Here is a 4,175-nt window from a genome sequence, read left to right as displayed (position 1 = left end):
CAACACAGATCAAAACTCCGACTAACGTTGGGCGACGACCAGGAGGATCTTTTTACGCACCCGTCGCGTCGCGGTGCACTTCTCGAAACACCCCTGCGCACCGCGCGACAGGGCCCCTCCCGGAGAGAGCGGTCCGCCGGCCACGGGCCGGGTGGGCGGTCGCCTCCACCCTGACCGGTCGCCGTCTCGACGCGTGTTCGCGAGGAGGTCGCAGGCATGGTCACGTCAAGGTGCTCGGTTCGTGCTAGGGCTGTAACAGACCCGGATTCGGGCTATACCGGCCGGATCGGTCACCTCCAGAATGGGCGGGTAGCTTGCGGGCGGCCGGCCCTGGGGCTGGTCACGGGGGGAGTGGGGCACAGCATGAACTCGAATACGGTCGGAGCCGGTTCGCCACGTCGGGGCCTGGGCGGCACCCTCGCTGGGGCGGCCGTCGTCGCAGCCCTGCTGGCGGTCACCGGCTGCCAGTCCTCCGACGGCGACGGCAAGGCGGCACCGGGCTCCGCGCCGGCCGGGCAGTCGGCGGGGGCGAGCGCGTCGAAGAACGGCGAACCCTCGGGTGACTCCGGCACGGGTACGAGTACGGCCCCCACCGCCGAACCTGCCGGGGACAGCGGCGAGACCGGTGGCGGCAACGGCACCGACTACCAGGACTGCGAGGCCGACGGCCTCACCACCGCGGTCGAGCTCCAGGACTCGCCCGGGGAGACTCCCCGTCACTTCCTGCTGACCGTCACCAACGGTGCCAAGGTGCCGTGCGTCCTCAACGAGGGACCGCTGGTACGGCTCGGCTCCGGGAGTGCCGACCCGAGCGTCGAGCCGCTCGTGGGGCCGGACAGCCAGCCGCTCGTCGTCGCGGGGGGCGGCAAGGCGTACGCGGGCCTGTACGTCTTCGGCAACGACGAGGGAGGCGAAGCGGAGTACGACCAGTCCCACCGGTTCACCGCCACTCTGGTCGCCGGTGAGGGCACCGAACTCAGCGGTTTCCTCCTCTTCGACCTGCCCGACGGTCTGCGCTCCGTCTCCTACGACGACGCGGCACGGGTGAACGGCTGGGCCGGCACCGAAGGCCTGGCGATGCGCGCGATCAATCAGCTCTGACGGCTTCGGCGGGAGACGGGCGGACCCGCGGTCCGGGCGGGTGCCCCGGGCGGGTGCCCCGGTCGGGCGGGACGGACTCGACGGTGAACCGTTGGTTCTGTCGTGGCTCAGCGGTGCGTAGAGAACATGAGCCAATGGACCACTGATTTCCCTGTCGATTGAACGGTCGGCCAGGTAAATGGTGAGATGTGTGCAGCGATGGCGCTGCGGAGCCCCGGAACGGGGGGTCCGCAGCGCCTTTCTCATGCGCCCGGACAGTGCCAGGCGCGCCCAGGCAGGCGGACAGAAGGAAGGGTGGGGCGACGTGCTGAGGAGGGCGTTCGTGGCGCCGGATCCCGGGCGGATCCGACTGCGGTTCGCGGCCCGGGCCGTGCTCGGTATCGGGTCGGCCGCCGCGTTGTGCGGGGTCACCGGACATTCACTGGTCGCCACCGTCGCGGGCGGGCTGTCCGCGCTGCTCGCCCTGTTCACGGTCGGCGATCCGACCGTGCGCGGGCAGGCCGTGACGACCGCGCTGCTGCCCGTCGTCGGGCTGCCGGTGCTGGTGCTCGCCGCCGTCCTGCAGGACGTGCCGGTCGCCCGGGACCTGGTGTTCCTCGCCGCCGTGGGCGGCGGGGTGTACGCGCGACGGTGGGGTCCGCGCGGTCACTCGCTCGGCGTGTTCGCCTTCATGACCTGCTTCATGGCGCAGTTCCTGCACGCCGTACCCAGCCGGATCGTGGAACTGTACGGAGCCGTACTGCTCTCGGTGGCCACCGCGGCGGCCGTCCGGTTCGGGATCTGGTGCTACGAGCGACGGCTGCCGGTTCCGTCCCCGGTGCCCGCGCCGGCCGGCGGGAGCGGGCTCGCGCGGATCACCACACGACAGGCCGTGCAGGCCTCCGTCGGCGCCGCGTTCGCGCTCGCGGCCGGACAGGTGCTGTCGGACCAGCGGTGGTACTGGGCCGTGGGCGCCACCTGGTGGGTGTTCGTCGCCACCACCTCGCGCGGGGAGACGGTGGTGCGGAGCTTCAGGAGGGTCCTGGGGACGGTGCTCGGCATCGGACTCGGCTTCGCCGTCGCCGTACCGCTGCACCACAGCCCCGTCGCGGCGGCGGTGGTCGTCGCGCTGAGCGTCTTCGGCGTCTTCTACACCGCGGCCGTCTCGTACACCTGGATGATGCTCGCGGTGACCGTCATGGCGAGCATGCTGTACGGGCTGCTCGGCGTGCTCGACCCGGCGCTCCTCGTCCTGCGGGTGGGCGAGACGGCGGTGGGCGCACTGGGCGCCGTCCTCGCGGTCCTCTTCGTCCTGCCGGTGACCACGCACTCCGTGACCGACGCCTGGGTGGCCCGGGCGCTGCGCTGCGTGCACGCCTGTACCGCCGAGGCCGCGGCCCGGCTCGCAGGCGGCGCGGACGCCGACCCGGCACCCCTGGTGGCCGAACTGGAAGCCATCCTCGGCCGGGTACGGCTCTCGCTGGCACCGCTCGTCCACCCACTGAGCCCGATGAGGGCACGCAAGGGGCGGGCGCGCCAGGTTCTCGCCCTGCTCGACGGCTGCGCCCGCGAGGTGCGCGGACTCGCCTCCGTCGCCGCCGACCCCGAGGCCTCCCACGACGCACGGCTCGCCGCCGCCTGCTGGCGCGTGGAGGCCGCCGTCGAGGCGCTCACCGATCCGCCGGTACCGGACCGCCGCCGCGAGCACGTTCCCTCGGCGCCGGCGGCGACACACGCCGAACCGGCGTTCGCCCACCTCCACGCGCTGGAGCAGGCCCTTCTCGATCTGGCCGAGCCGCTGCGACGGGGCGGCCCGGTGCCGGCGAGTGCCTGAGCGGGACGCGTACGGGCCGAGCGGCGACCTCGGTCCGGGGCGTGCCGGCGGGCACACCGTTTTGGTGGGGCCACCGGCCCGAGCCCGGCCCTGCCGGGCGATCAGCGCCTGCTACCGTCGGCCGGGCGGACCGCACGGCCCGCACCCAAACACCAGGTACGGGCACAAAGGGGTAGCGCGATGAGCGGCAACAGCGCCGGGCGGGCGTTCATAGGGTCTTTCACCACCAATGGCGGGAAGGGCATCACCGTCGCGGAGGTGGACCGGGAGACCGGCGCGCTCACAGTGGTCGGCTCGACCGACACCGTCCCCGATCCGTCGTTCCTCGTGGCATCGGCCGACGGCACGATCCTCTACGCCGTCAGCGAGGCGTCCGAGGGCGCCGCCGCCGCACTCGACATCGAAGGCGAGGTGCCCCGGCTCGTCGGTGGCTGCCTGCGCTCGGTGAACGGCGACGGACCGACCCACCTCACCCTCGCGGCGAACCACCTGGTCACCGCGAACTACGGCTCCGGCAGCGTCACCGTGCTGCCGCTCCGGGAGGACGGGTCGCTCCGCGCCGCCGTCTTCGTCGAACAGCACGAGGGCAGCGGCCCCGACGCCGGACGGCAGACGGAACCGCACGCCCACCAGGTGCTGCCCGACCCGTCGGGCGCCTGGCTGCTGAGCGTGGACCTCGGCACCGACTCGGTGTACGTCGGCGCCGTCGACCCGGTCACCGGCGAGCTGCGCCCGCACGGACAGACCGCGCTGCGCCCCGGCTCCGGCCCCCGCCACCTGGCCTTCCACCCGGCGGGCGGCCACGCGTACGTCCTGAACGAGCTGGAGCCGACCCTCACCCTCTGCCGCTGGGACGCGGCAACGGGCGTGCTGGAGCCGCTCCACGAGGTGCCGGTACTGCCCGAGGAGGCGGCCGGTGCCCCGGACCGCACGTACCCGTCCGAGGTCGTCGTCTCCCTCGACGGCAGGTTCGTCTGGACCGCCAACCGGGGGCACGACAGCATCTCCGTACTCACCCTGGACGAGACGGGTGAGAAGGCGCAGCTGGTCGCGTCCGTCCCCTGCGGCGGCAACTGGCCGCGCGATCTGACACTCGACCCCACAGGGCAGTGGCTGTACGCGGCCAATGAGCGGTCCGGAGACGTCAGCTGGTTCGCCGTCGACCAGGAGACCGGCGTACCGCGCCACGCGGGCTCGATCGACGCACCGGCCGCCTCCTGCGTCCTCCTGGTCTGACGGACGCCCGTGCGGTGTGTCCCCG

3 protein-coding genes are annotated in these 4,175 nt (G+C 73.0%); all 3 read left to right on the top strand.

Going from position 1 to position 4,175, the window contains the following annotated elements; all coding sequences use genetic code 11:
• Window positions 1–363 precede the first annotated feature (363 nt).
• The 3 genes from ACFWEP_RS32470 (at window position 364) to ACFWEP_RS32460 (ending at window position 4,150) form a co-directional block, all read left to right on the top strand.
• The gene (locus ACFWEP_RS32470; RefSeq protein WP_387375557.1) at window positions 364–1,101 is read left to right on the top strand and encodes a DUF4232 domain-containing protein; all 738 of its coding nucleotides are present in this window, start codon (window positions 364–366) and stop codon (window positions 1,099–1,101) included.
• Window positions 1,102–1,405: 304 nt separating this feature from the next.
• The gene (locus ACFWEP_RS32465) at window positions 1,406–2,914 is read left to right on the top strand and encodes an FUSC family protein (RefSeq protein WP_387375555.1); all 1,509 of its coding nucleotides are present in this window, start codon (window positions 1,406–1,408) and stop codon (window positions 2,912–2,914) included.
• 180 nt (window positions 2,915–3,094) lie between these two features.
• Complete coding sequence (locus ACFWEP_RS32460) at window positions 3,095–4,150, top strand: lactonase family protein (protein WP_387375553.1); 1,056 nt, start codon at window positions 3,095–3,097, stop codon at window positions 4,148–4,150.
• Window positions 4,151–4,175: the final 25 nt, after the last annotated feature.

Source organism: Streptomyces sp. NPDC060198 (assembly GCF_042728415.1).
In the GTDB taxonomy this organism is placed as follows: Bacteria; Actinomycetota; Actinomycetes; order Streptomycetales; family Streptomycetaceae; genus Streptomyces.
This window is presented reverse-complemented; position numbering and strand designations above follow the sequence as displayed.